Below are 26,063 nucleotides of genomic sequence, written 5' to 3'. Positions count from 1 at the left end.
GATACAAAATTCCACGGAGAAAAGCAAATAGGGGATTAAGTTGGCATAACTTAGAGCTTAGAACTTAGACATTTTGCCCTTTTTTAAAAGCCTAGCCATCAGAATCAAAGCCATAATTTACCATAAAATAAAAGCGATTTCTCGGTTCATCAAATTCCCGTCCATATCGCAACTCTACCGAGAAAGCCTTATACGCCAAATAAATTCCGGTACCAAACTCATGATAAAAACCCGTAGCCGGAGAACCTAAACCAGCTTCATTCTTATCTACACCGTGGGCATTACGCGAAATGTGTTCACTTAGCCCCACTCTAAGATTTTTACTTACAGGATATTCTTCGATTAACATCAATCCGCCGTAAATAGGGACTTGCTTGTCAACCACTAAAACAGACATACCGAACCAGCCTTGAACGCCTACGTATTCCCATCGGGAACCAGCAAGGCCGCTTATCGAATAAAGATTTTCCGAATAAAGTCCCAGAACCAAATGGCTGTATCTAAACAAAAGAGAAACATCTAAATCACCAAAGAGTTCTACATCAGAATAGTCACTCTGCAACCGATTCTTGCCTCGATGGAGGTCACCGATTTTAGCGGTCCCTCCAACAACAATATCACCTTCGTCTTCTTTCACATTCATAAACTGTGCCGCAGAAGGCGGATGACTTGAGCACCCCGCAAGCAGCAGGGCACACACCATCAACACAATCCATAAAATTCCGCGAGCCATTATCTATAAAATAGAATATCTAGGCAAAAACCGAATTCATTCCATCCAACAATTTGCAGGCTTTATCAAATAAAATAGAGCCAAACAATGTCAAAACAGTTAAATACACACATAAAACATTGACTTTTTTGTGATTTTTATGTATATTTCACATAGAATCCACCCACTTAAAAGAGGGCACAATGGCAAATCTGACGATTACACTGGACGACGACGACAAAAAGGGCATCGCCGATTTTTGCGAAAAGGTGGGAATGACCATCTCGGGGCTATACAACGTATTTACCAAGCAGGTTCTACGCGAAGGAAGAATCCCTTTTGAAATTTCCATCAACCGTCCGAATCGGGATACCATCAAGGCGATGGAAGAGTCCGATGAAATTTATGCGAAATACCAGAAGAACCCCTCGAAGATGAAGACGTATACGGTCAACGAAGCCATTCGGGAGATGAAATCTTGGTAGAGAAAGGACCTAGATACAAAATCCTATGGACATCACAATACAAGAAAGATGTCAAGCGAGCAAAGAAACGAAATTACGATATGGAGGAATTATACGCCGTTATTTCAAAGCTCGCAAATGACGCCCCTCTTGAAGACAAGTATCGGGATCATGCTCTTGGAGGAAATTGGTCCGGGCATAGAGAACTTCACATCAAGCCGGATTGGCTCTTGGTTTACCGTAAACAAGACGATGTATTGATATTGGAACTTGTCCGCACAGGAACGCACTCGGACCTGTTTGACAAATAAAATCACACCGCGGCCGGCGCTCACCCCGTTGATAAGCACATCCGTCGGAACTTATTTCTTCTTCGCTTTCGCAGCAGGCACTTCCGGGAGCATCGCATCAAGAAACTCCAGCCCAAGTACGGCATAACCCTGCTCGCCTTCGCTGCAATCCCCGAAGCGTGCGTCAAGAACTGCTTTTCGTAAAAGCATAAAAAGGGGCACCCCCTAACACCCCCGTGGCTACTTGCTGTAATTCCATTCCTCTAAGAAAATGGCATAGTTCAACTGAAAATAAAAGCGGTTGTTCGACGCCCCGATTTCTCTTCCATAGCGAAATTCCGCCGAAAAACCTTTATACACAACATAAGCACCGGCACCAAATTCTGGATATACCTCAGGATACAAAGTATTGATAGAGCAACACCCCGGATCATCGACAACCATATACGAATTGCGGGATACATGCTCACTTATTCCCACTTTGAAATTTTTAGATACAGGATACTGTTCCACAAGCATCACTCCACCCACATGATACATTCTCGACGATGCCCCATCGCGGCGCTCATCGATTGCAATTCCGTACCACCCCTGAACCCCAAAATACCGGGATCGGCCACCCATAATGGTTCTGTAAGTATAATCTTCTAAATCCAGCGCCACTACCGCATATGGAAAGGCAAAAGACAGCGCTAAATCCGTATTCCAATACCCTTCTTCATAAGATACCGATTCATCGTCCCGCCCAGGAATTTTCCTGTTATCTAAATCCCCTGTTCTTACCGCTCCGCCAGCAACGAAATTAATTCCATTCCTCACATTCATAAACTGCGCCGCAGAAGGCGGATGGTTCGAGCACCCCACAAACAGCAGGGCGCACACCGTCAACACAATCCATAAAATTCCGCGAGCCATTATCTATAAAATAGAATATCTAGGCAAAAACCGAATTCATTCCATCCAACAATTTGCAAGCTTCATCAAACAAAACGGACTTACAAATACAGTCCGAATCGGACGTCGCACTTGACGCCGGCAAAATCGGCGTAGTTCATCCACACGGCGCAACCGGCGCTCACCCCGTTAATCAGCACGTCCTCGTCTTCGATGATATTCTTGTGGCTCTGCAATGTATGCTCGTAGCGCACGCCCACTGAATAATGGTACAAGGGCTCAACACGATCCTCGCTATCGAACGGCCTATAAGATGTCACGCCCATGCCGATTTCAGGCGCAATTTTCCAGATGCCGTTCACGTCGATTGGCGGCCTGTAGAATAATTCCCCATTGAGAAAGTACATCGACGCATTCGCTCCCCCGCCCGCCATTGCGTAAAACTCACCAAACCGAAAAACCAAACCGACAACAAGATCCAGTCCGAACATCACCTCCCTATCTTCGGCGACAAACGGGGCCGCCAAGGACAATCCCAAATAATGGTCCTTGTAGTTCCGGTTTTTCTCGTTCCACTTTTTCCTGTTCTCCTTGAGTGTGCGCTCCCTCTCCCGTTCTCTCGCCTCGCCTGCACCTTTCTCGTCTGCCGCCTTTCTCCGCTGGCATTCCGTATCGTCCTTGTCGCAAGAAGTCGCCCAATCAGCAAGGCCCAAAATCACCTCCAGAACGGTCGGCTTTTCATCTTCGCTATATGATTTTGAAGAACCCGCCCACGCCGGAAAAACAAGCATGCACACGCATACCAGAATCATCCACAAATTGTGTTTAGGCGAGAACATAACTAACCCCCATATTCATGAAGATATATTAACGCGCTTGAAAATGAGCGTAGGTTATCAGCAAATTCCGTGCGTTCGTCGGGATTATAGATCCCCGCCTTGGTTCGGCGACGCTCACCACAGGTCGCGGGGATGACAAGTAAAGCGACGGGAATGACATTCTATCGACTCTTCGAGCCTCCAGAATAACATCACTTCTTCTTTGATGGCTTTGCGGCGGGCAGTTCGGGCAGCATCGCGTCCAGAAGCTTCGCCAAAAACTTGCTATCGGCAATCTGTTCGTTGGTCACACGGAGCATGGGCTTTGCACCTTCGTAGGGCAGTTGCTTCTTTGCGCCGGGGAGCATCGCCACAGCCGCCGGCATGGGCTTCACCAGCAAGCGGTCATCGTAAATCCCGCCGAAGATTTTTCCGTCGGCATAGAGGATGTACTCGCCCATCATCTTGCGGGTCGTCACGCGGAAGCCACCTTCAAGCAGCTTTCCATTGAACTGCTCCAAAACATGGTCACGTAACTTCTCTGAACTCGGCATGGTTACAATACAACAATTAGTTTGACTAGCGGTCGAACCGGAAAACGTGCCGGTTGTAGTTCGACGTAAGCAGGTACTGCTTTTCGCGCTGGACCGTCATGAACATGTTCACCAGGTAGGCGCGCAGACCCGTCACCGACTGTTCCAAATCGGTAAGGTCCATAATCTTGCCGTCGTCCTTGATAACAAGCACAAAGTCCTTTTCGCGCAAAAGCACGGCAAATTCGACAAACACGCGGCGGCCGGCATTACGTTCATAAACGCTCATGCCCATCTCCTCGAGCAACAGCATCGCCTTCACGACACTCATCTCGTTCACCGACTTGCGCTTGAGCAGTTCCCCCACGCTGTCGCGGTAGGCAATCAGGTTTTCCGGTGTCAGGAGCATGTCGTGCATGTGCCAGTAATCCGCAACCGTGAGGTGTTCGAGCAACAGCGGGAATCGCGCCCTGCCATAAATCAGCACCTGTACGCCCGCGCATAGCCCCATCGCCAAGAAGGGAGCCGCACCAAAGCCCAGCCACACGTATTCGCCGCCCCACAGCGCACCCGCACCCATCACGCATACGACAGGGCTCAGGAACATCACGAAGAGAATGAATATGAAGGAGAGCACAGGCTTTTCGTGTACGTGGAACGCCGCGTAGATTTTCACCAGAGCAAGCGGGCATAGGCCTACGGCACACGCGCGTATCGCAAAGGCCATTTCGCCGGCAAGTTCCTCGGAACGGATATGGAACACGTGCGTGAGCAGCGGGGCACAAAACAGGAGAATCGCGGTCGCAAGCAGGCTCTCCTTGAGCACCGTCCAGTTCACGAAGCGCATCACCTGGAGCACTCCACGGTCATTATCTTCGCCACGATAGATGTTTATGAGCGGTTCTGCCGCCATCCATATGCCGTTAAACACGACGCTCAGTTCCACGATTTCGTAAACAACCGAAAGCACCGTAATGCGGTCACTGCCGAAATTTGCAACAAAGTAAAGGTTCATGAGGCCAGCGAACAGCGCAAAGAAAAAGAACTCGCACGCCTCCGCGATGCTGAACCGGATTACCGACATGGAATCGCGTATGTTAAAGTGCCACACGAACCGGAGCGAATTGTTCTTGCGGGCAAAGTGCGTACAAAGTACTATGATGCTGAGCATCACCGACAGGAGCGTACCGAGGGCAATCCCGGACATTCCCATGAACCGACAGAATATGCACGAAAGTACGAGGTTGCCGAGCAGGAGCGCGGCATACGAGGCCTTGCAGGTTCCCGTGTCGCCGTCCACGTAGACCATCTCCTGCAACGTATTGTTTAGCGGGATAATGAAGGCGAGCCCCAGGAACCAGCCGTAGAACTCGTTCACGTAGTTGAGCAGTTCGGGTTCAACCTCCATGACGCCGAACATGATTCCCTTGCCTGCAGAAAACAGCACGACCATGAACACGCCGACAATAAACGAGAGAATAAGGCTCTGGCCAAAAAAGCGGTCAGCCTTCTCCTTGTTCATGCGCCCCAGCTCGATGGAATAGCACACGAGGCTCCCCACCATCACGACGGCGCTCATGAAGAATATGAACGAGAATAGCGGAGTGAAGAACGAGATTGCAGCAAGTGCGGTATCGCCCAGAAACTGCGCCGCGACCACCTTGTCGATGAACACGTTCACGAATTCAGCACAGACGGATACCGATGCCGTAAAGAGCATCGACCTGAACCGGCGACCGCTAAATGATTCCCTGATACGCATTTCAGCAGAAAATATAGATATTCCGGACCACCCGACCCAAGCCTAAAACCGGAACGACCTCGCCTTCTACCCCAAAAAGTGACCAAAATGTAGAAAATCTTTTACCAAGAAACAATGTTCCGGCCAGATAAAAATAATTATTTTATACGCCATTCAAAGAACAACGTTATCTACAACAGGAGTAATAGAATGAAACTCGGCATCTCTATCACCGGCGGCGGGGCGCTCGGAATCGGGCCTCTCCAGTTTATGCGCCGCCTCGAAGCGGATCTCGGCAAGAAACTCGCAAGCGTCGGCGATGCCTTTGCGGGCACATCTACCGGTTCCATCGTAGCCACCGGCCTTGCAAACGGGATGACCGCAGAAACGCTCTACAACCTGTACAAGGATAACCTTCCCAAGATTTTCAAGAAGGTCAGCTCGACCCGCATATTGTCGAAGAGCTACTACCGCTACGACAATTCGTACCTGAAGAAGATGCTTCAGGAAAACTTCAAGAAGCACATGTACGAATTCAAGAAGCCCGTCTACATTCCCGCAACATTCCTGAACGGCAAGAGCGTGGAAAAGGTATGGGGCAAGGACGACGGCGATACGCCGCAGTGGTTCGCCGTGCTCTCGAGCTGTTCTGCGCCCACGTACTTCAACACCGTGAGCCGCGAATGGAAGGGCAATACCGAAACCTACTGCGATGGCGGCATGTGGGCGAACGACCCCGTCATGGTTCTCGAATCCGCACTGGTCAGGTACAAGGCCTACAAGGACAACCTGCGCATCATCTCGTTCAACACGGGAATGGACCACCCGCCTGCAGAACTCACGGACAAGAGCATCATCGGCTGGGGCAAGTATATTCTCGACGAATGGGTGGCACGCACGGGCAACTCCGGCAAGTTCATGGCGAAGGCGAACCTCGGCAAGGACAACGTGATGCGTCTCGCGCCCAAGGTAACGAAGCCGTACGAGATGGACAACATGAAGATTATCGACGAAGTTTCGGATATCTGGGACAAGTACTACGACGAAGTCGGCAAGGATGTCGTCAAGTTCATTACCGAAACGCCGGAAAAATAACAAGAACTTACACCTCAACACACAATTTGGGGCAGCCCCTCGGCTGTCCCAAATTTCTTTTGCCCGAAACTACTTCAGGGCGCGCAGTATCTTTTTCTGCTCGTCGGTAATGCGGTAGCTCTCGCAGGCCTTCTGGATAGTCTTCGCGTGAATCCAGGGCGAAAGCCTGCGGTTCTTAATATAGGGGAAGGTCGCGTTCCACTGCTTGGCGAGCGCGGTCGCGAAGTACCAGGCGATTACCATCTGCACATAGTAGCGGTCGGTGGCACGAACCTTACCGCCCGCGGCGCCGGTATCGGAATCGTCGAACAGGTTCTCGTCAATCGCGGCGACCATTTCCAGGTGCTTCTTGTCGAAACGTTCGTCCAAGAAAAAGTTCATCAGCATGTTCACGCCGAAGCGCACCGTGTAAGGCTCGCGCGACTTGAGCCACGCCTTGATGCGGGCCAAAAAACGAGCCTCGTCCCTGAGCAGCGCCTTCGGAGACTTGCCGTCGCAAACCGCCCAGTTGTCTATGTACGGCAAAAACTGCTCGATACGGCGCAGGCACTCGTCCGTATCCTTGATGCGCTCGACCACAAGGAGGTGTACCTGGTTTTCTTCGAAATACTTGTGCGGGAGCTTGTCCAGGAAGCGCGCGACATCGGCCGGCACGGTTTTTGCAGCCGCGGAACCAGCCGCCGCGAACTCCTTCGCGATCTTCCTCATCGTGGGCACGCGCACGCCGATAATCGTCTTCTTGTCGATATTCGGCAGGAGCGACGCGTGAAAGTCGCGGTACTTCAGGTCCTGTTCGGCCAAGAGGCGCTTTACAAGTTCGGCGTAGGTCATGGAATAAATATAATTATTCCGGATTCGAATCCTTCGTCTTGATTCTCGCGCTCAAATAACTGAGCACCAGGTTCTGCCACACCACGTAGCACGTGGGGGCGAGCGCCACCACGGGGCCCGCGTACAAAGTAGAAATCCAGATGACGAGAGTCGTGTTCTTCTGCCCCATGCTCTGCGCGCTTTCAATCGGGCGGCGGTTCCTTTCGACATACCACCCGAGGGCATAAAGCAGTATGCAGAGCAAGAGCGAAATCCCTGCCATCATCGGGAGCTTGCCGCTATTCCACAGGTCCCAGAATCCCATCTCGCGTATGTCGTAACTTGCCTTCGCGAGGATTACGAATACCGAGAAAGTCCACACGAACATCGTGTATTTCTGGAATTTCGCCGCACGGTCGGCAAGTTCCGGGTAAAAAGCGCGGAGCCCGAGCGCGAACGCCAGCGGGATACTGATGATGGGCTGGATGGTGTTGAAAATCTTCATCGAGATTTCGCTCAGGCTCGCATCGGCGCCGGTAAGGTACCCGAAAACAATCGGGATGGAGAAGCACGCGATGAGGTTTCCGCTCAGGAATATCTTGAGGGCGAGCGACGCCGAACCGCCGAGCATCTTGGCCATCGCGGGGGCGGCATTTGCAGGCGGGCAGAGCGCGATGATGGCCCCACCGAGCAGCACCTCGCGCGGGAGGTCGAACAGTTTCACGATTCCGGCAAGGGCGGCGACAAGCAGGAGGCTAACCACGAGCGCCCGGATTTCAATCTTGAAGGTATAGCCGTGCGTCTGCGGGGGAATTTTCGTCACGAAGGTCAGGAACATCATGGTGCCGATCAAAAACGGCATCATGGGCGAAAGCACATGCGCCTGCGGAATCAGAATCCCGAGGAGAATCGCTACAGGCATCAGAATGGCACGCAGGTTCTTCATAACGCGCCCAAATCTAGAAAATTGCTAAATTTCGCACCATGCTTCGTTCCAAGTATCAAGCATTCGCCGATACGACGTCCGAGAACGTCTTCAAGCCGAAGAGGCAGGCCAACCCGATTACCCTGGTGGTTCTCGGCTACCTGATGCTCATAACCGTGGGCGCGGTGCTCCTGCGCCTGCCGGTCTCGACACGCGAACCCATTGACTTCCTCCAGGCGCTCTTCACGGCCACATCCGCAGTGTGCGTGACCGGCCTTTCCGTCATCGACATCAGCAGCACCTTCTCGACATTCGGCAACTGGGTGCTCATCGTCCTCATGCAGCTGGGCGGCCTCGGTATCATGACCGTATCTACCGTGCTCATATTGCTTGCAGGCATGCATCCGGGCTTTAACCACCAGTCAGTGCTGCTCGCCGACTTCACGCAGGAGGGCAACGTCGATGCCAAGCGCATCCTCATGGCCGTCCTCCCCTTCACGTTCATACTGGAAGCCATCGGCGGCGTACTCTACTTTACGCAGTTTGGCGACATGGAACTCTCCGACCGCATCTTCTGCTCGCTGTTCCAAGCGGTAAGTTCGTTCTGTAACGTCGGTTTCACGCTGTTCCCCGACTCACTCGTGCGGTTCCAGCTGAACCCGGTCATGAACATCACCACCTGCATACTCGCGCTGGCCGGCGCCTTCGGGTTCCTCGCCATCACCGAACTGCAGTACGCCTTCGACTTCAAGGAACGCAAGTTCCGCAAGATATCGCTCCATACCCGCGTCGCCACGTTCTGCACGTTCGTCATCATTGGGGTAAGCATCGTCGCCTTCATGATAACCGAATGGGGCAACACGCTCAACGGCCTAAGCTTTTTCGATAAGCTCCAGACGACGTTCTTCATGGCCTTCACGAGCCGTACTGCGGGCCTCAACACCGTAGACACCCCGGCACTGTGCGCCTCCTCGCTGTTCTTCTTCGCCATCATCATGTTCATCGGGGCAAACCCCGGAAGCTGCGGTGGCGGCATCAAGGTCACCACGGCGGCGGTCATCGGGCTGCTCGGGTTCAACCGCCTGCTCGGGCGCGAAAAGACCCAGGTCATGAATCGCACCATTCCCGAAACCACGGTCGACAAGGCCGTGCGAATCTTCGTGGTGGCAATCGTGGTCATCGCGCTCGCGACGATGGTCCTCCTCATTACCGAAATCCCGGCGGGTACCGGGTTCAACGAGAACGGCTCCCCCTTCCTCAAGATTCTCTTCGAGGTCATCAGCGCCTACAGCACCTGCGGGCTCTCGATGGGGCTTACCGGCGAACTTTCCACCGTGGGCCAAATTGTAATCTGCTGCGTGATGTTTATCGGCCGTATGGGTCCGCTTTTCCTGATTTCCGCGGTCGCGGGCAGGGTGCAGAACACCACCTGGTACGCCGAAGAAGACATCATGGTAGGCTAAGCGGCGTAGCCGCATGTGAAATGTGTAATGTGTAGTGTGTAATGTAGAATGTGGAATGATTGCTTTATAATTTCTCATTTCACACCCCACACTTCACACTTTTTCTCCCGTCTCTCGTCTAAAAATCTATCTTTCAGCCCATGGCATCTAAACAGTACATCATCATCGGCCTCGGAAACTCGGCTATCTTTTTGGCGCGTCACCTGACGAGCCTCGGGCACGACGTGCTCGTGGTCGACAACCACCCCGAGAAGGTGCAGGACATCTCGAGCATCGTATCTCAGGCGATGGTCGCCGACTCTACCCGCAAAAAGCAACTCGCGAGCATCCCGCTCCAGAAGGCGGACTGCGTTATCGTCTGTATCGGCGAGAACCTCGAGGCGAGCCTGCTTACCGTACTGAACCTGAAAGAACTCGGCGTGAAGCACATCATCGCGAAGTCGAGTAGCGCCGCACACTCGAGCATTCTCGAGAAACTCGGCGTCTCCGACATCTTCCACCCGGAACGCGACAGCGCCATCGCGCTTGCCGAGCGCCTGAACCGCCCGAACATGCTCGACTTCCTCCCGTTCATGGAAGGCTTCAGCATCGTCGAGGTGGTATGCCCCAAGGACTTCATCGGAAAGACGCTCAAGGACCTGAACATCACCCACAAGTACGGCGTGCAGGTCATCGCCATCCGCGACCCGCAGGAACCGACCCCCAAGATCGGTAACCTCGCCGACATCGTGCTGCAAGAGGACGACGTTCTCTTCCTCATCGGCCCGAACGAGGCGGTGGACAAGTTCAAGAGCTAGGCCACCGCAGGGGAGCAGGCAGTGAGTTCTTCGGCAGTCACCTTACAGGAACACAGGATTCGCCCGTCGGCACAGCGGGTGCAAATCCTCGACTACATCAAGAGCGTACACAGCCACCCCTCGGTCGACACCATCTACAAGGCGCTGCTGCCCGAAAACCCCGGACTCTCGCGCACCACCGTGTACAACACGCTCGAACTCTTCGCGAAGCACGGGCTCATCCTCTCGCTCGATTTCGGGGAAGGCTACCTGAGATACGACGGCGAAATCAAGCCGCAAACGCACTTCAAGTGCGAAAAGTGCGGTGCGGTGAGCGACATCTTCACCATTCCCGAGAACTGCGAGAAGATGCTCCCCAAGGGATCCTCCCTGAGCGCCGTCTCGCTGTACCTGTACGGGAAGTGCGCCGCCTGCAACAAGTAAATCCAAGGCCCGAGCGGCGCTTACATTACTTTATATAAAACAAAAACAGGCTTCCGGGAAGGAAGCCTAACTTGTTTTGTATCTTAGACTTAGGGTGGAGGTCCGAGCTAGAATACCGGGGCCGCGGAAGCCTTTTCCTTCTTCGGCTTGCCGCCGGCAGTTTCCTTCATGAGCGTGCGGTGTTCCACATAGCCGAGCACGAAGTACTTGCCGCCCTTCTTGATGACTGCGGTGAAGGCGTTCAGCAACTTGACGCCGTACCACTCCTGGTAGTTGTTGCGGCCATCGACCAGGTTCGTCTCGTTGACCGTAGGCGCCTGGGCGGGCTTGCCGTACTTGAGCGTAAACTGGTCCGACATGTATTCGGCGGCCTCGATAGCCTTGAACTTGCGGGATTCTTCCACCTTGCCGGTACGGATCTCGAAGGCATAGAACTTGTCGTTGCCGTTAAAAATGAAGGACACCTGGACCGGCAGTTCCCCGAACCTGAACATCGGAAGCACGACGCGTTCACCGGCACCCATCTGGCCGTAGGGCTCGTAGCCCATCTTCATGACTTCTTCGATGACAGTTTCACGGGAAGCACCGAACGGAATCCCTGCGAACTCCAATTCGTTATTGCGCTGGGCGAACACTTCCATGGAAAGTGCGAGGACCAGCAACAGCAATATGTTTCCAAACTTAGACACTAGGATATCTCCTAAAACCTATGTAAAAGATAATAAACTTTGAGCCCGTAGCGAGTCCAAATGTGACCAAAAATGTTTTTTTTGCGCATTATCTATATTTTGGGGCATGTCTAGCACTTTTGGCAAAATTTTTTCCGTTACCACATGGGGCGAATCCCACGGACAGGCAGTCGGTGCCGTCCTGGACGGCTGCCCCGCAGGCCTCCCCCTTTGCGAAGCCGACATCCAGGCGTTCCTGGACCGCAGGCGACCCGGACAGGGCAAGCTGACCACCGCCCGCGACGAGAAGGACCAGGTCCGCATCCTGAGCGGTGTCTTCGAGGGCAAGACGACCGGCACCCCGATATCGTTCGCGGTGTTCAACGAGGACCAGAGAAGCGGAGACTATTCCGAAATCGCCAAGTGGTACAGGCCGGGGCACGCAGACCTCTGCTACGACCTCAAGTACGGGTTCCGCGACTACCGCGGGGGCGGACGCAGTTCCGCACGCGAGACCATCGGTCGCGTATGTGCGGGAGCGGTGGCCCAGAAGTTTTTGGCCCAGGTGGCAGGCACGGAGTTCCTCGCCTGGGTGGATTCCGTAGGCACGATTGAATGCGGCAAATTCGATACCGGCACGCTCACGCGCGAAAAGATAGAGGCATCCCCGGTACGCTGCCCGGTAGAAACGTTCAGCGAGAAGATGGAACAGGAAATCCTCGCCGCGAAGAAGGACGGGGACAGTGTAGGCGGCACGGTGAAACTGCTCGTGAGGAACGTACCCGCGACGCTCGGCGAACCCGTGTTCGACAGGCTCGACGCACTGCTTGCGCAGGCGATGCTCAGCATCCCGGCATGCAAGGGATTCGAGATCGGGAGCGGCTTTGCCGGAACGAGAATGCGCGGCAGCGAGCACAACGACGAGATTTACTTTGAAGACGGCAAGTTCCGCACACGCACGAACAATGCGGGCGGCTGCGTGGGCGGAATCAGCAACGGCGCCGATATCGAATGCAGGCTCGCGTTCAAGCCGACGGCGACGATTTCGCAGTCGCAGAAGACGGCCAGCAGGGATGGCGAAAACGGCGAACTCGCCGCCAAGGGCCGGCACGACCCTTGCGTCGCCGTACGCGCTCCCGTAATTGTCGAGAGCATGGCCGCGCTCGTGCTTGCAGACCTGTACCTGCAGCAGAAGCGCAACTGCCTGTAATCTGAGGACAGGAGGGCAGCGCCCATGCTTTTTCGCCTGATACTCCTCGCCCTTGCAGGCATCTACTACATTGCGTACAAAGTGCATCACCGCTTTTGCCTACGGCAGGGCAGCCCCCTCGGGCATGCGCGCCTGATTGTCGTCGGGAGCTTCCTTGCGGGCGGCGCGGGCAAGACCCCGTTTGTCGCATGGCTCGCGCAGTTTATTTCCGAGAACGATGCCGCAGGCAATGACGGCAACAGTTCTGCCGCGGGTAAAGAAGGCGCCGCGCCCCGAATCGCCATCCTGTGCCACGACCGCGCGCAAGACGAAGCCGCAATGCTCCGGCAGAAATTCGCGGGCATGCCGCAGGTACACGTAATCGCGACCCCTAACCGCTACCGCACCGCACACGCGCTCGATAGCGATTACGACTTCATCATCTGCGACGACGGGTTCGAGGACTCGCGGCTTTCGGGCGCCATCACCATCCGGCTAGACCGCGCAGGCACCCCGCAGCGGATTGCGGACCTCGTGCCCGCCGGCAAGAACCGCAGCCTCCCCCGCGACCACGAAGAGCCCGCAGTCACCCTCGGGCAAGGCGACATCCGGTTCCGTATCGGGCGCATCGCCAACGCGGGCAACGAGCCCTGCCCCGCGGGCCCCGTCGCCATCTGCGGCATAGGCGACCCGGAGCGTTTCCGGCAAGACCTCGCCTCCTATGGCATTGAACCCGCGGGTTTCATCGCCCGCCCCGACCACGACCGCCGTTTTGAACAAACTATCATGAAGTTCCTGGCCCAGGGGGCATCGCTCGTGATGACAGAAAAGGACTTCGCGCGGCTCCCCGAAAAGTGGCGCCTGCACCCGAACGTGTTTGTCGCCTACCAGGAAATCGAGGTTTCCGCCCCCGCGGCGGAAGCCATTAGGGCCTATTGCGGGCTCGGCGCCTAAGCCGGGCACATTCTACAGGAATCTTATTTTTATATTATTTGGCAGATTGCCGCGGCCACCGGCCCCGCATCAACATAATGACTAAAAGGGATTGAAAATGGCTTTGAAACAGCGCATTACCGAACTGATGGAACAGCTTTCCGTAGGGATTCCGGAACGCGAGTACTGCATCCAGCTCGCATTCCTCACCATGATTATCGGCGAACCGTTCTACATCTACGGCCGTTCCGGCTCGGGCAAGGGAATTATCCTCGACAGGCTAATCGCCGCCTTCAAGGACGCCAAGGCGCTTAAGGTAGGCCGCCGCCAGCAAGAAGTCCCCTCCAAATTAAACGCCTACGACATCATCGTGTTCAAGAGCTACGACCCGAGCAACGAGAACATCAGGAACTGGGTACAGATTGCGCTGCAGGACCGCGACCGCATCCCGCTCATCGTTTCCGGCGACATACGCCCCGAGGTGGCCCTTACCCGCGGCGACATCATCGACAAGCTCGCCCTTACCGTATCGTTGCCCGACAGCATTTCCCCGCAAAGCCTGTGCCAGCTGCTGACCGCACAGAACGACGTGACAGAGACAAACATCAATCCCGACCTCACCATTACCCGGGATGAATTCGGCAAGTGGGGGCAGGATATCCAGAAGGTCGTATTCTCGCAGAACTCCCTCACCATGATCGGCAAGCTTGCGGAACTCTGCGACAAGAACAACATCTACGTATCCGTCAAGAAGTGGCTCGTACTGAGCAAGATAGCGAAGGCATCCGCATTCTTCAACGACCGTAGCGAAACGAGCCTCATGGACACGTTCTTCCTGGGCACAAACATCTGGGGCCGCACGATTACCAACAACGTAATTATCGAAGGTTTCAAGAACATCGCGGTAGAAATCCTCCTGAAGGATATCCCCGAGATTCTCGGCGAACAATACGATACCGAAGACCTGATGAAGCGCATCAAGCGGAACCTGTTCACCAGCAACAACACGTACGACACCCGCGAATTCGCGGGCGAAACATGCGTCACATACAAGGTAACCATTGCCGGCGAATCCACCCCGCTGTACGTGCCCGTCCGCTATATCGAAACCGAAGAGGACTTCAACCCCTATAACGAACTGCGCAAGGTCGAGACCCGCGTGCGCTGCAACTTCCACGGCACCACGAACTGCAGCATCGCCATCGATTCCTCGGTAAAGGGAATCGGGCTGCGTACCAATGCCGTAAGGTCCAACAACAACGTGACCTTCAAGGGCGGCAAGTTCGAAGACTACGCAACGCTCCCGACGTACATCCTCAAGGAAAACGACCCCGATATCATCGCCCAGAAGAAGGCAGAAATCGAGGAAATCCGAAAGGAAATCAACGAGACGATGGAAAAGGAATCGAAGAACCTCATCCGCCTGCGCGACGTCTACCGCGACCTGAAAAAACACAGGAACGAACTGTTCTGCAACCAGAAACTGTTCGACGAGATCCTGAACCAGATCAAGGACATCTTCGAATCCGCCTCCGGCATTATCACGAAAATCAAGGAAGCGCACGAGCTGCTTGTGAGCAAGGGCGCATAGGTTTTCTACAAACCCGAATGCTGAAAACTAGAGGTTGTCGATACTGTCGGGAATCTCGTTACGGAGCACGAGCAGAATCGCGTTCTGCCCCACGATAACGTACTTCTCGCCGTTTATCTCTATCTCGGTTCCGCTTGCGTGCAGGTACAGGGCCTCGTCGCCCTCGTGCACCTGCAGGGGCACGTAGTTCACCTGCTCGTTGTTCTCGCCGGTAAAGATGGAATCCGGGTCGCGGTTTGCAGGAATCGGGTAACCCGGGCCAACGCGCATCACGAGCCCCGCATGCACGGCATCGTGGTCCTTTACACTCGGCGGCAGGTACAGCCCGCTGCCCGTACGGTTCGACGCTTCGAGAGGCTTTATCAATACGCGGTCGCCAATTACGGCAACATTTTTCAAAGAATCCATCATAGGCACAAAAATAGAATTTATATTACACGTGTGGTATTTATAGCGCTCGTAATCCTCTGGCTTATCATAGCCGCATGCATCGTGCTGCTCTTCTTGCGCACGCAGAAAGGTATGCGCATGTTCCGCGTTCTCTGGCGCAGCAACAAGGTCCGCATCGCCGTCGCGATACCGCCCTTGTGCATCCTCGCCATCGCGCTCGCATTCGTGTACCAGCGCTCCGGCGAAGAGGCACCCGCGCTCGAGACCGACACGCTGTTTACGGACTACTCCCGCGGAATCATCATCGGCATGCGCGACCAGGGCGCCATCACCATCGATACTGCCTGCAACCTCGACCAGGCGCAACCCGAACTCGCCTACATGATGCCCGCCCTCGTCGCCGTCTACAAGGACGTGGTCAAGAAGCCCACCACCGCAAGGCTCGTGCGGCTCGACGACACGCTCACGCTATCGTTCGACGGCTACAAACAGTTCAGGAACCGCACCATAAACATCCTCAAGGGCGTAAAGAAGAAACTCGGGCCCCGCTACACGATGGGCATGCAGAGTATCGGCGAAAGCCACCAGCTGACAATTACGTACAAGGGAACGCAGTGGAACAACGAGCAACTCTGCGCGCTGCCTGCCATGGAGGCAAGCATCCGCGAGAAGGTGGACCCCGCCGTGCTCATGTCGCTCATGCGTCACATTTCCGATTTCGACTTCAATTACGAGAGCGCGAACCGCCGCAGGGGCCTGCTCGCGCTCGATTCCGGCGAAGGGCTGGCACAGATTTACCTCGGGGCAAAGAGACTCCGCGCCGCGCTTGATTCCGCACAAAATAACGAGGACGCCATCGCCACGTTCTACCCGGAACGCGACCTGCAAGGGGTCGGCGTTGAATGGCGCAAGAGCCCGCTCAAGAGCGGGTGGGTCAAGGAAGTGCTGAACGACGTGCCGTACTACAAGGCAAACGGGATAAAATAAATTGCTCCGCGCCTACCTTACACACCGCAACACCGGAATCGCACTAGGCACAATCGCTTTTTTGACCTTCACGGCGATGGGCTATATCGTGGCAGGCATCCCCTTCGGCATCGCCTTTGCCCTCATCGGCTGCAAAAAATTCGAAACGACCCCGCAAAAGAACACTACCTACACCTTCATCTGGTTTTTCATAGCCTGCTTCCTTTCTACCCAGGTCTCGCAGAGTTTTGCCGACACGCACATCGGGCTCGTCATTATTGCGCACTGGAGGAACTTTATAGCAGAACTCCTGATGCTTGCTACATTCCCGCTGCTCCTGCTGGCCATCACGCTAAAGCCGAGACTTTCATTTGCCGTAGGCATCATTCCGTTTTTGCTCCTTTCCCTTGCGAACTACTACATTTTCAAATTCCGCGGGAACGAGTTCACCCCCATGGATTTCTTGGCCATCGGGATTGCAAAAAACGTCGCTGGCAACTACAATTTCGGCTGGACATTCAACCCCACCTGCGGGCTGTTCTCGTACCTGCTTATTTTGCACATGGGCTTCTGCCTCAAGCCCGCACAATTCAACAAGCGAAAGCTTGTACGCATTGTTTCTGCCATCTTGTGTGTGGCGGCGGCAGGCATTTCCATCGCGAGGCTCCCCTCCGTCTACGTGATGAGCTGGGAAAAGATGGGCTCGACCCACAACGGGTTCCTGGTCAACTTCTTCGCGCAGATTGTCACCACCCTCAAGCAGGTTCCGGAAGGGTATTCCTACGAGATAACAGAAAAAATCGCCGAGCGCTACGCCGCACATCCCACCGACTCTGCCGCCGGCACAGTTCCCGCTAGCACAACTTCCGCCGACTCTACACGCGCCGACTCCACTGCGGAGCGCCCCTCCATCATCGTCATCATGGACGAAGCCTATGCCGACATCAGCACATTGAACCCGGAATTCGGCGACACGCTTTTCTACAAGACGCTCCACAAGAACGCCGTCAAAGGGCTCGCGCTTTCGTCCGTCTATGGCGGCGGCACGGCCAACTCCGAATACGAATTCCTGACGGGCAATTCCATGGCGTTCTTCAACCACGGCATATCCGTCTACCAGATGTACATAAAGGCGCCCGCCTACTCCATGGCCACCTACCTCAGGGGGCTCGGCTACGAGACCATCGCCACGCACCCGTTCCATAGGCAGGGCTGGTCCAGAGAAACCATCTGGCCGCTTCTCGGTTTCGAAACTACCACCTTCCTGGAAGATTACCCGCAAAAGAAAATGCTCCGCGGCTACGTGAGCGACCAGGAGATGTTCGAATACATCATCGACAAATTCAAGCACAAGAAAAAGCCGTTGTTCCTTTACGGCGTCACCATGCAGAACCACAGCGGCTACATTCCCGACGGGAAAAGCCAAAAGCTCCAGGTCTCGCTAAAGCAATACCCAGGATACCCCGACGCAGAACTCTACACAGGCCTCATCCGCGAATCCGACAAGGCGCTAAAATACCTGCTGCACTATTTTGAACAAGTTAAAGAGAAAGTCGTCATTGTATTCTATGGCGACCACTTCCCGGGGCTAAACAAACATTTCTACATAGACCTCTACGGCAAAAATTTCGCAACCCTGAAGGACCGTCAAAAGTTGTACAAAGTACCCTTCTTCGTGTGGACAAACTACGAATCAAAATCCGTAGACGTACCCCTGACAAGCCTCAACTACCTGGGCAACTATGTGTACAAGGTCGCAGGCATTGGGCTACCCGCCTACAACAGGTTCCTGAGCGACATGCAGCAGCAAATCCCCGCCATGAACTCCTGGGGATTCTATTCCACAGAACACCACAAGTTCCTCAACTACAACTACGCCAGCGGCAAAGAAAAAGAAATGCTGCAAGAATATAGATTCCTGCAGCACAATTCCATCTTCGACAACAAGCGGAACAAAGTGTTCTTTTAGGCGCTTATGCGCCGTTTGAATTACACCTTGTCGAGGGCCTGCGTGAGGTCCGCGATGATGTCTTCGACGTTCTCGATGCCCACGCTGAAGCGGATCAGGTCAGGCGCGACGCCTGCTTCGATGAGCTGTTCGTCGCTGAGCTGGCGGTGCGTGTGGCTTGCCGGATGCAGCACGCAGCTGCGGGCGTCGGCCACGTGGGTCACGATGCAAATCATCTTGAGGTTGTCCATGAACTGGATGCTCTTTTCACGGCCACCCTTGATACCGAAGGTGAGAACGCCGCACGGGAGCCCGCCCTTGAACTGCTTCTTCGCGAGTTCGTGGTACTTGTTGCCCTCGAGGCCCGCGTAGTCCACCCAGGCCACCTTCGGGTGGTTCTGCAGGAACTTTGCGCAGGCGAGAGCGTTCTCGCAGTGGCGCGGCATGCGCAGGTGAAGCGTTTCAAGGCCAACGTTCAGGAGGAACGCGTTCTGCGGAGCCTGGATGCTGCCGAGGTCGCGCATGAGCTGGGCCGTAGCCTTCGTGATGAAGGCGCCCTTGCCGAAAGCCTTCGTGTAGGCAAGGCCGTGGTAGCTCGGGTCCGGTTCGGTTAAGCCCTTGAACTTGTCGTGATGGGCTTCCCAGTCAAAGTTTCCGCTATCCACGATGCAGCCACCCACAGCCATCGCATGACCGTCCATGTACTTGGTGGTGGAATGCGTCACGATGTCAACGCCGAATTCGATCGGGCGGCAGAGAATCGGAGTCGGGAACGTGTTGTCCACAATCATCGGCACGCCGTGCTTGTGGGCGATGTCGGCGAAGCGCTTGAGGTCCAAAATCTTGCCGGCCGGGTTAGCCACCGTTTCGCCGAAGAAGCACTTGGTGTTCGGGCGGAAGGCCTTCTCGATTTCCTCGTCGCTAGCGTCCTGGTCAACGAACGTGCATTCGATGCCGAGCTTCTTCATGGTAACGCTGAAGAGGTTGCTCGTACCGCCGTAGATGGCGCTGGTGCTGATGAAGTGGTCGCCCGCCTCGCAGATGTTGAACACGGCAAAGAAGTTCGCCGCCTGACCGGAACTCGTGAGCATGGCAGCCACACCGCCTTCCATGGCCGCAATCTTGGATGCCACGGCATCGTTGGTCGGGTTCTGCAGGCGCGTGTAGAAGTAGCCGCTGGCCTTCAGGTCGAACAGGTCGGCCATCGCGTTGCTGGACTCGTACTTGAAAGTGGTGCTCTGGTAGATGGGGAGGACGCGCGGTTCGCCGTTTTTCGGCTGCCAGCCGCCCTGTACGCACAAAGTTTCGATCTTGGACATTTTTGCCTCTTGTTTAATTACGCATTCAAATATAGATAGTCATCGACCCGGGGTCGCCAAACCTATTTGTTATGTAGGTAAATATAGAAAAAGACTATACCTTGTCAATGCGTTTATGCAAATATTTGCATAAATTTAAAATCGACCGACGGTTAAGCATCCCTTTTTCTATCTTTGGCATCGATGACACCCGCGCGCAACAACATGGCCCTCTGGCATATCCTCGCCATCGCGACGATTGCGTTCTGGGGCACGAGTTTCGTAAGCACGAAGGTGCTCCTGAATCACGGCTTTACCGCAGTACAGATTTTTACGCTGCGGTTCGCAGTCACCTACCTTATCTTGCTCGCGGCATCCCACAAGAAGTTCCGCTGCCAAAACTGGAAGCACGAAATCATCCTGTTCATCTGCGGTATCACGGGCTGTACGCTCTACTTCTGGGCCGAGAACACGGCGCTCTCGCTTTCGCCCAGCAGCAACGTCTCGCTCATCGTCTGCACGAACCCGCTGCTCACCATGATTTTCGGGGGCATCCTGTACAAGGCGGAGCGCCTCGGCAAGCGGCAGGTTGTCGGGTGCCTGATTACGTTTGTCGGGATGGTGCTCGTGGTGCTGAACGGCAAGTTCATCCTGAAGCTTTCGCCCGTAGGCGACATGCTCGCGTTCACCTCGTCCGTCATGTGGGCCATCTATTCGCTGGTCGTGCGCCAGTTCAACGGCGTGTATTCTACTTTGTTCATAACCCGCAAGATGTTCTTTTACGGGGCGCTCATGTCGCTGCCCGCGCTATTCTTCGAGGCAGGTGGCGATATCCACAAAACGTTCGATATCCCGTGGCAAAATTTCGCGGAACCGGTCGTATCGTTCAACTTCGTCTGCCTCACGGTTTTCTCGTCGCTGCTCGGCTACCTCGCATGGAACAAGGTGCTGAAGCAGCTCGGCACGGTGCTCGCGAGCAACTACATCTACGCCATCCCGCTCGTCACCATCATTACGGCGGTCATCGCCCTCGGGGAACGCATCACGCCTGTCGCCATCGCGGGTGCGGTAGCGATTGTCGCGGGCATGGTCATGGCCGAGATGAAACGCGGTTCCTAGTCCGCGGTTCCTGATTTACTAGTCCTTGACGCAACGCACGGCGTAGGCGAAGTACCCGCGCTGCATGGATTCCTTCTCCATGTCGTACTGATTCGAGAGTATCCAGGCGTAGTGATTCATGTTGTCTTCGCCCCAGAAATAGGCCTTGGTGCCCTCGCCGTCGCATTCGCCCGTCTTGGCGCGGTAACCTGCCGGGAGAGCGGAGAACCCGCTTGCGTTCGTGGCTGTTACGTTGTCTCCAAAAATCGTATTTTCCCACTCGCCCACGGCGCGCAGGGAGCCGTTGTTGTCGCCGAACTCGCTCTTCGCCGTAGTGGTCAGGTCGCGCCAGTCGCTTGCGGTGGGGAGGCGCCAACCCTCGGGGCACACGGCCGTCGCGGCGTATTCCTGGTAGAGGCGGCCATACTTTTCGCAGTTCGCGGGAATACCGTCGTAGCAGAAGCTGGAATCGATGGAACCTGTGGCAGTAGCACTGTTGTCAAAGTTCAGGTTCTCGGCCATCCAGGTCTTGCCGCCGATAACGACAGTCTTGTAGTTCTTGCCGTCGCGGGAATCAGTGAGCGTGCCGTATTCCACAAGGGAACCGCTACTGGACCCTTCGACAGGCTCAGGGATCTTTGAGGAACTGCTCGACTGCGGTGTGACGGAAGAGGCATCGCCGCAGGGCGCCATGTCGGTCTCGATAAGCGCATCGCCTACGCACTTGTAGAGAATCTGCAAGTCGTAATCGTATATCGTCATGGTGTTCGGGCACGTAATATTCTTGCGTTCCATGTTGCGTACGGTAATGCTTGCCATGCCATCCTTGAAGCATTCCTTCGCGGCAGAACTTGCGGGCGCCGCGGCACTGCTGCTGGACACACTTGTCTCGTCATCGCTCGACATCGGTGTGACATCGGAAGGGCCCAGGGACTCGCTGGAACCCGGCTCGGGCGAAGGTCCGCTGGAACTGTCGTCGCATGCGACAAGCGCAATCCCGAAAGCAAGTGCCGCAGTGGCTGTAGAAAACTTCTTGAGATTCATTTGTTTCTCCTTCTTATTTTACAGTCCTGATAGCCTTTCTTGGGGCTATCGTGAAAATAATTTTTTTATCGTCCTTTTTCAATTCTTCCATAAAATCTGGAGGTATATTACCAAAAAAGAAGCCATGCCGAAGGTATATATTATAATTAGTCATTGTCGCATACAGCTCGTTTAGTTTATATGTATAATTCTTCGTCTTCACCATCGTACCATCCACAAACTCATTATTCACACTCATTTTATCTAGTCGGAAGCCGGAGTCATACAAGAACCCTACAACATCACCACCATAGCCTATCAAATACACGGAAGTCCCTTCGTGGCGAAGAACTATACCATCGTACTTTTTTTCGTATTTTACCTGGCACCCCTTCTGGCAAACTTCTATCCGTTCACCCTTGTAATAGAACGAATACAAATCCGACTGTTCTGCATGGGCAAACAGGCCGAATAACAAGATGAAAAAAATTTCCTTCTTCAAACTATACATTTCTCAAATCGGAGGCAATCAAATTTCCGTAAAGCGGTCCATCTCGACGCCATCGGGGAGCATCACGCGGCTCTCGAAATCCTTGCGGGAGCGCACCCAGAGCGTTCCCTTCGGGTGGTCGGGAGTCTCGTACTCGCTGCGGTACACTACGACGGGTTCAACCGTTTCGCAGTCAAGGGCATCGGCGGTAACGACCGTATAGATCATCGTATCTTTCTTGTAATGGCGGTACCTGCGACCGGCAATTGCTTTAGACATAGGTTCTTCTCGACTAGATTCTTCGACTCCGTTTCACTCCTACCCAAAGGGCATAACTCAACTTGAGAACTAAAGTTCTTAGTTTCGTATAGCTCAGAATGACACGTCATTTACTCTCTAAGAAATTCAACAGCTTTGGCATGAGGGCGGTCATGTCCTTCACGCCCAAATCGTAGAGGCGCGCGAGCTTGGACTTGTCCTTCTCGAGGCGCGAGATATCGAAACTTTCGCTCGGGCGGATACGGAACGCAGTCCCGCGATTGCACCATTCATCGAGCGTTTTCAGGCACTCGTTATAGCGTATGTGGCGCGTCCTTACCGCCTCGATAAACTTCGGGTACTTGCGGTAGATGATTTTGAACAAAGGAACAAGCGAGTTCGGTTTCTTCACGTAACCCTCGGGCTGCGTCACGATGACGATCAGCTTTTCAAATCCCTTCTTCGCCATGATTTCGAACGGGATGCTGTCGGCGACACCGCCATCCAAGAGCTTCATGCCATCGACATTTACGATGTGGCTCATCAGCGGGAGCGATGCCGACGCACGGATCCTGTCCATGCCTTCGGGCGTGTCGAGGTCGCGGGTCAGCAGGTAAGCCGCCTCGCCCGTTTCCAGGTTCGATGCCGCCGCATAGAACTCGGACTCGGTCGCATTCTCGCGGAACTTCTCGAAATCGAACGGGTCAATAACGTAGGGAATCTGCCTGTAGCAGTAATCGACCTCAAAGAATTCGCCAGTGCGGATGAGGTTCCCCCAGCCCATGTAGCGCTTGCTCGCCGAATGGACGACATCGATGCGCCTGTTTCTTTCGCGCTGTTCCGAAAGGTAGCTGCAAAGGTGCGTGGCACCCGCGGACGTCCCAGCATAGCCACCGAACTTGAGCCCGTTATCGTGCATCACGTCGAGCACGCCCGAAAGGTAGGCGCCACGCATTCCGCCGCCTTCAAGCACGAGGGCCGCATTCCTGTACATCGTCATTTTGCATTCTCCATGAGCCACTGGTAATCCTTCGGGTGATCCACGAACTTTTCGGGGTGCAGCTTGCGCTTCGCGAAAAATTCATCGCGCGTCATCCAGACAAAATCGTCGACTTCACCGGGTTGCGGCACGAGGGATGCAGCCTCCTCGTCGGTGAGGGTAGTCCTGTAAACGTCGTAGTATTCGTTGTCCAGGTAGCTGCCGCCGTTGAGCACACTTTCGTGTGTCGCCTCGAATAAATATTCGAGGTCGCGCGAACTTTTTCGCACGCCCAGTTCCTCGCGCAGTTCGCGCACGGCGGCGTTCACGCTGGTATCACCCGCAGAGATATGCCCCGCGCAGCTCGTGTCCAGAAGTCCGGGGTTATTTTCCTTCACGCGGGCCCGCAACTGGAAAAGAATTTTCCCTTCGCGGTTGAACGCCCAAATATGTACCGTGCGGTGCCACAGGCCTTCCGCATGCACGCGCGTGCGCCCGCAGGAATAACCCGCGGGGGTGCCGTCGGCGTTCAGGATGTCGATTTGCTCTTCTTGCATAAAAGACAAGATAATAAAAACTATCTGGCAGCAGAATCCTCGCGACCATCGATATCGGGGTCTATTTCCACGATTACGTGTATCGCTTCCCCTTCCCATTCTTCGGGGCATGCGTTGTCTTCACGCTTGGATACGGACATCATCTTGGCTAAAGTCGACTTTTCTTCCCAATAGCCGTAAAACAAGGTGCCGTAAATATCATCCCCTCTCTTGAGGTCGAAGGTATGCTGGCAGGGGGTTCCCTTGCTATGGACATAGACACACCTATCGGTATTACGGCAAACGATACTGTTATCCACATAAAAATCGTATACCCCGCCATCTTCCGCTACGATGATGATGTCCTGGGTGTCTTTCTTAACGTTCAGCAATATGGCGCAACCGGTGAGGTTAAGCACGGCCGCCAAAAGGACAAACATAAAAAACGGTTTCGTAATAAGCTGTTTCATAATAAACTCGCATCGCTTTTTCTTGTAAAATAAGTTCTTAACGAGCAAAACGAGCGTCGCCAATCGCCCCAAAAAGCAGCCTGTCGGACAAAACAGTATCAGGGCCATCCACGGGTTTGCTATAATTCCAGCCATGGCGTTCAACGAAAGCAATATCGAAAGGCTCCTTTCACAGGGGGAATCCGCCGGGGTGTTCCACAAGGCGGTCGCGGGATTCATTCTGCCCGACGGCACCACGCGCACGGTCGCGCTCAATACGCCCGCAGATACGGTTTTCGACATCGCTAGCCTCACGAAGGTCTGCCCCACGTCGACACTCGCCCTCTGCTACATTCTGGAGGGCAAGTTGCACCTTGACGACCGGGTAATAGACTACATCCCCGAATTGCAGACAAACTACCGCGAGGATATCTGCGTATTCCACCTGCTGACGCACAGCCTGGATTACCGCGTGCCGATGAAGACCTTGCGCACGCTCCCGCCCGAAGGTATCCTGAACGCCCTATTTACATACAAGTTTGCAAAGGCGCCCGGAGCGGATTTCAACTACGGGAACCCGGCCAGCGTGCTGCTCGGGATTATACTGCAGCGTCTTACGGGCAAGGACCTGCAACAGCAGGGCCGCGAGCGGTTCTTCGAGCCGCTCGACATGACGCGCAGCGGCTGGGACCCGCTGACCCGCGAGTGGAATGCGATTCCTCGCGAAGAAATTGCCCCGACGGAAATATGCGAGTTCCGCGGGCGCGAGATTTGCGGGGAGATTCACGACGAGAGCGCGTGGGTATTGCGCAAGCTTTTCCCGGTAGGGAGCGCCGGCATGTTCAGCTGCGTGCCCGACCTGCTCAAGTTCGTGCATATGGTCATGAACGACGGGATTGCAGCCGGCGCGAACGGGAGCGAGATCCGCGTCGCACCCGCGGGCATATTGAAAATGGTAAGCGAGAACGCGTTTACTCGGGAAGGTGCCGCACAGTTTTTGCCGGCGGGCAATTCTACTGCGGGAGATTCGCCGGCAGGTGCTGCGAACGGCGCCTGCACAGCCCTCGGCTGGGAACTTGCCCAGGGCAAGTTCATGGGGTCGCGCGTGTCGCCCCATGCGTTCGGGAAGACCGGGTTCACCGGGGCGAGCATCGTCGCCGACCCCATCGCCGGCGCCGCAGTCGTGCTTCTCAGTGACTTCACGTACCCGCACCGCGAGGCAAGCGCCGACCGCATTCACGCCTTCCGCGCATCACTTGCCGACGCGTTTTTTGGATTTTAG

General features: G+C 54.7%; 30 protein-coding genes. 13 read left to right on the top strand and 17 right to left on the bottom strand.

Features of this window, described 5'->3' with window-relative positions; translation table 11 throughout:
• Positions 1 to 91: 91 nt before the first annotated feature.
• Complete coding sequence (locus BUA44_RS00835) at positions 92 to 733, bottom strand: hypothetical protein (RefSeq protein ID WP_143151803.1); 642 nt, start codon at positions 731 to 733, stop codon at positions 92 to 94.
• A gap of 182 nt (positions 734 to 915) precedes the next feature.
• Here BUA44_RS00835 and BUA44_RS00830 point away from each other — a divergent pair, with 182 nt between their 5' ends.
• Together BUA44_RS00830 and BUA44_RS00825 are read left to right on the top strand one after the other, a co-directional pair.
• Complete coding sequence (locus BUA44_RS00830; protein ID WP_072807676.1) at positions 916 to 1,197, top strand: type II toxin-antitoxin system RelB/DinJ family antitoxin; 282 nt, start codon at positions 916 to 918, stop codon at positions 1,195 to 1,197.
• Complete coding sequence (locus BUA44_RS00825; protein ID WP_072807675.1) at positions 1,191 to 1,487, top strand: type II toxin-antitoxin system YafQ family toxin; 297 nt, start codon at positions 1,191 to 1,193, stop codon at positions 1,485 to 1,487. The genes BUA44_RS00830 and BUA44_RS00825 overlap by 7 nt, the downstream gene beginning before the upstream one ends.
• A gap of 51 nt (positions 1,488 to 1,538) precedes the next feature.
• Here the strand turns inward: BUA44_RS00825 and BUA44_RS15485 are convergent, their stop codons facing one another.
• From BUA44_RS15485 to BUA44_RS00805, 5 genes are all read right to left on the bottom strand, one after another.
• Positions 1,539 to 1,676 carry a hypothetical protein gene (locus tag BUA44_RS15485; RefSeq protein ID WP_178348715.1) on the bottom strand — a complete coding sequence of 46 codons (138 nt, stop codon included), beginning with the start codon at positions 1,674 to 1,676 and terminating at the stop codon, positions 1,539 to 1,541.
• 30 nt (positions 1,677 to 1,706) lie between these two features.
• Complete coding sequence (locus BUA44_RS00820; protein ID WP_143151802.1) at positions 1,707 to 2,381, bottom strand: hypothetical protein; 675 nt, start codon at positions 2,379 to 2,381, stop codon at positions 1,707 to 1,709.
• Between the two features lie 80 nt (positions 2,382 to 2,461).
• Complete coding sequence (locus BUA44_RS00815; RefSeq protein WP_143151801.1) at positions 2,462 to 3,199, bottom strand: hypothetical protein; 738 nt, start codon at positions 3,197 to 3,199, stop codon at positions 2,462 to 2,464.
• A gap of 191 nt (positions 3,200 to 3,390) precedes the next feature.
• Positions 3,391 to 3,732, bottom strand: coding sequence for a TfoX/Sxy family protein (locus BUA44_RS00810; RefSeq protein WP_072807672.1), 342 nt, complete (start codon positions 3,730 to 3,732; stop codon positions 3,391 to 3,393).
• A 25-nt stretch (positions 3,733 to 3,757) separates the two neighbouring features.
• Positions 3,758 to 5,473 carry an MATE family efflux transporter gene (locus tag BUA44_RS00805; RefSeq protein ID WP_083579407.1) on the bottom strand — a complete coding sequence of 572 codons (1,716 nt, stop codon included), beginning with the start codon at positions 5,471 to 5,473 and terminating at the stop codon, positions 3,758 to 3,760.
• A gap of 189 nt (positions 5,474 to 5,662) precedes the next feature.
• Between BUA44_RS00805 and BUA44_RS00800 the strand changes: the two genes are divergently transcribed.
• Complete coding sequence (locus BUA44_RS00800; protein WP_072807670.1) at positions 5,663 to 6,547, top strand: patatin-like phospholipase family protein; 885 nt, start codon at positions 5,663 to 5,665, stop codon at positions 6,545 to 6,547.
• Positions 6,548 to 6,616: 69 nt separating this feature from the next.
• On the opposite strand, the gene BUA44_RS00795 is transcribed toward BUA44_RS00800, so the two are convergent.
• Positions 6,617 to 7,378 carry a DNA alkylation repair protein gene (locus BUA44_RS00795; RefSeq protein WP_072807669.1) on the bottom strand — a complete coding sequence of 254 codons (762 nt, stop codon included), beginning with the start codon at positions 7,376 to 7,378 and terminating at the stop codon, positions 6,617 to 6,619.
• A gap of 13 nt (positions 7,379 to 7,391) precedes the next feature.
• Entirely contained in the window at positions 7,392 to 8,303 is a 912-nt protein-coding gene (locus BUA44_RS00790) for a hypothetical protein (RefSeq protein ID WP_072807668.1), read from the bottom strand.
• 38 nt (positions 8,304 to 8,341) lie between these two features.
• On the opposite strand from BUA44_RS00790, the gene BUA44_RS00785 reads away from it, so the two are divergent.
• The 3 genes from BUA44_RS00785 to BUA44_RS00775 all read left to right on the top strand — a co-directional run bounded on the left by BUA44_RS00785 (position 8,342) and on the right by BUA44_RS00775 (position 10,965).
• Positions 8,342 to 9,745, top strand: coding sequence for a TrkH family potassium uptake protein (locus BUA44_RS00785; RefSeq protein ID WP_083535391.1), 1,404 nt, complete (start codon positions 8,342 to 8,344; stop codon positions 9,743 to 9,745).
• A 140-nt stretch (positions 9,746 to 9,885) separates the two neighbouring features.
• A complete protein-coding gene (locus tag BUA44_RS00780; RefSeq protein WP_072807667.1) occupies positions 9,886 to 10,542 on the top strand; it encodes a potassium channel family protein in 657 nt (218 codons plus the stop codon).
• A gap of 21 nt (positions 10,543 to 10,563) precedes the next feature.
• Complete coding sequence (locus tag BUA44_RS00775; protein ID WP_072807666.1) at positions 10,564 to 10,965, top strand: Fur family transcriptional regulator; 402 nt, start codon at positions 10,564 to 10,566, stop codon at positions 10,963 to 10,965.
• Positions 10,966 to 11,072: 107 nt separating this feature from the next.
• On the opposite strand, the gene BUA44_RS00770 is transcribed toward BUA44_RS00775, so the two are convergent.
• Positions 11,073 to 11,654: a hypothetical protein gene (locus BUA44_RS00770; protein WP_072807665.1), complete on the bottom strand. Its 582-nt coding sequence runs from the start codon at positions 11,652 to 11,654 to the stop codon at positions 11,073 to 11,075.
• A 106-nt stretch (positions 11,655 to 11,760) separates the two neighbouring features.
• Here BUA44_RS00770 and aroC point away from each other — a divergent pair, with 106 nt between their 5' ends.
• From aroC to BUA44_RS00755, 3 genes are all read left to right on the top strand, one after another.
• Positions 11,761 to 12,843 carry a chorismate synthase gene (aroC, locus tag BUA44_RS00765; protein WP_072807664.1) on the top strand — a complete coding sequence of 361 codons (1,083 nt, stop codon included), beginning with the start codon at positions 11,761 to 11,763 and terminating at the stop codon, positions 12,841 to 12,843.
• A gap of 24 nt (positions 12,844 to 12,867) precedes the next feature.
• Positions 12,868 to 13,776, top strand: coding sequence for a tetraacyldisaccharide 4'-kinase (locus BUA44_RS00760; RefSeq protein WP_072807663.1), 909 nt, complete (start codon positions 12,868 to 12,870; stop codon positions 13,774 to 13,776).
• Between the two features lie 97 nt (positions 13,777 to 13,873).
• Positions 13,874 to 15,346 carry a hypothetical protein gene (locus BUA44_RS00755; RefSeq protein ID WP_072807662.1) on the top strand — a complete coding sequence of 491 codons (1,473 nt, stop codon included), beginning with the start codon at positions 13,874 to 13,876 and terminating at the stop codon, positions 15,344 to 15,346.
• 27 nt (positions 15,347 to 15,373) lie between these two features.
• On the opposite strand, the gene BUA44_RS00750 is transcribed toward BUA44_RS00755, so the two are convergent.
• Entirely contained in the window at positions 15,374 to 15,757 is a 384-nt protein-coding gene (locus BUA44_RS00750; protein ID WP_072807661.1) for a co-chaperone GroES, read from the bottom strand.
• A 30-nt stretch (positions 15,758 to 15,787) separates the two neighbouring features.
• Here BUA44_RS00750 and BUA44_RS00745 point away from each other — a divergent pair, with 30 nt between their 5' ends.
• Both BUA44_RS00745 and BUA44_RS00740 read left to right on the top strand, forming a co-directional pair.
• Complete coding sequence (locus BUA44_RS00745) at positions 15,788 to 16,723, top strand: hypothetical protein (RefSeq protein WP_083579405.1); 936 nt, start codon at positions 15,788 to 15,790, stop codon at positions 16,721 to 16,723.
• A 76-nt stretch (positions 16,724 to 16,799) separates the two neighbouring features.
• Positions 16,800 to 18,671, top strand: a complete 1,872-nt coding sequence (locus BUA44_RS00740) for an LTA synthase family protein (protein WP_143151800.1) — start codon at positions 16,800 to 16,802, stop codon at positions 18,669 to 18,671.
• Between the two features lie 20 nt (positions 18,672 to 18,691).
• Here BUA44_RS00740 and BUA44_RS00735 read toward each other — a convergent pair whose 3' ends face one another.
• Positions 18,692 to 19,969: an O-acetylhomoserine aminocarboxypropyltransferase/cysteine synthase family protein gene (locus BUA44_RS00735; protein ID WP_072807659.1), complete on the bottom strand. Its 1,278-nt coding sequence runs from the start codon at positions 19,967 to 19,969 to the stop codon at positions 18,692 to 18,694.
• Between the two features lie 183 nt (positions 19,970 to 20,152).
• On the opposite strand from BUA44_RS00735, the gene BUA44_RS00730 reads away from it, so the two are divergent.
• Positions 20,153 to 21,067, top strand: coding sequence for a DMT family transporter (locus BUA44_RS00730; protein ID WP_083579432.1), 915 nt, complete (start codon positions 20,153 to 20,155; stop codon positions 21,065 to 21,067).
• An 18-nt stretch (positions 21,068 to 21,085) separates the two neighbouring features.
• Here the strand turns inward: BUA44_RS00730 and BUA44_RS00725 are convergent, their stop codons facing one another.
• From BUA44_RS00725 to BUA44_RS00700, 6 genes are all read right to left on the bottom strand, one after another.
• Positions 21,086 to 22,090 carry an FISUMP domain-containing protein gene (locus tag BUA44_RS00725; RefSeq protein WP_072807658.1) on the bottom strand — a complete coding sequence of 335 codons (1,005 nt, stop codon included), beginning with the start codon at positions 22,088 to 22,090 and terminating at the stop codon, positions 21,086 to 21,088.
• A gap of 13 nt (positions 22,091 to 22,103) precedes the next feature.
• The gene (locus BUA44_RS00720) at positions 22,104 to 22,571 is read right to left on the bottom strand and encodes a hypothetical protein (RefSeq protein WP_143151799.1); all 468 of its coding nucleotides are present in this window, start codon (positions 22,569 to 22,571) and stop codon (positions 22,104 to 22,106) included.
• A 27-nt stretch (positions 22,572 to 22,598) separates the two neighbouring features.
• Positions 22,599 to 22,838 carry a DUF1653 domain-containing protein gene (locus tag BUA44_RS00715; protein ID WP_072807656.1) on the bottom strand — a complete coding sequence of 80 codons (240 nt, stop codon included), beginning with the start codon at positions 22,836 to 22,838 and terminating at the stop codon, positions 22,599 to 22,601.
• Between the two features lie 106 nt (positions 22,839 to 22,944).
• On the bottom strand, positions 22,945 to 23,817 hold the full coding sequence (locus BUA44_RS00710; protein ID WP_255370409.1) for a patatin-like phospholipase family protein: 873 nt from the start codon (positions 23,815 to 23,817) through the stop codon (positions 22,945 to 22,947).
• Positions 23,814 to 24,353 carry an NUDIX hydrolase gene (locus tag BUA44_RS00705; RefSeq protein WP_072807967.1) on the bottom strand — a complete coding sequence of 180 codons (540 nt, stop codon included), beginning with the start codon at positions 24,351 to 24,353 and terminating at the stop codon, positions 23,814 to 23,816. The genes BUA44_RS00710 and BUA44_RS00705 overlap by 4 nt, the downstream gene beginning before the upstream one ends.
• 20 nt (positions 24,354 to 24,373) lie before the next feature.
• Complete coding sequence (locus BUA44_RS00700; RefSeq protein WP_178348714.1) at positions 24,374 to 24,760, bottom strand: hypothetical protein; 387 nt, start codon at positions 24,758 to 24,760, stop codon at positions 24,374 to 24,376.
• A gap of 175 nt (positions 24,761 to 24,935) precedes the next feature.
• Between BUA44_RS00700 and BUA44_RS00695 the strand changes: the two genes are divergently transcribed.
• Positions 24,936 to 26,063 carry a serine hydrolase domain-containing protein gene (locus BUA44_RS00695; RefSeq protein ID WP_072807653.1) on the top strand — a complete coding sequence of 376 codons (1,128 nt, stop codon included), beginning with the start codon at positions 24,936 to 24,938 and terminating at the stop codon, positions 26,061 to 26,063.

Source organism: Fibrobacter sp. UWR3 (genome assembly GCF_900143055.1).
Classification (GTDB): Bacteria; Fibrobacterota; Fibrobacteria; order Fibrobacterales; family Fibrobacteraceae; genus Fibrobacter.
The sequence above is the reverse complement of the archived record's forward strand: the minus strand, read 5'-3'. Positions and strand labels throughout refer to the sequence as shown.